The organism is Parvimonas sp. M20, from assembly GCF_035282425.1.
Taxonomy (GTDB): Bacteria; Bacillota; Clostridia; order Tissierellales; family Peptoniphilaceae; genus Parvimonas.
On sequence record NZ_JAYKBQ010000120.1, the window covers coordinates 1 to 290 of the forward strand.

General features: G+C 49.3%; 1 protein-coding gene. It reads right to left on the reverse strand.

Going from position 1 to position 290, the window contains the following annotated elements; translation table 11 throughout:
• Positions 1 to 107: 107 nt before the first annotated feature.
• On the reverse strand, positions 108 to 290 hold a 183-nt coding region (locus tag VJI93_RS08645), incomplete at its 5' end, for a hypothetical protein (RefSeq protein WP_324000481.1).

Consider the following 290-nt stretch of genomic DNA (forward strand, 5'->3'; position numbering starts at 1 on the left):
CACCCATCCATAATGAGGCGGAACAGCAACCATAGTACCCAGCATAAAAGCACTGATAGCCAGAGCAATAGCTGCCAATGCTCGATCGAAGCGTGTGCTTGAAGGTTTCATCGATTGATAGTCCAGACTGCTTCCGTACGGCGAACAGTAGCAACTGTTTTAACCGCTTGGAATACAGTATATTGGTTGTCATGGTTTTGAGCGGCAAGCTCCTCCGCGTGACGCGTAGCAGCCTCTAAGGTGCCATGTGAGCCTAAATACTCCACATAGGCATTAACATCGCCTTCACC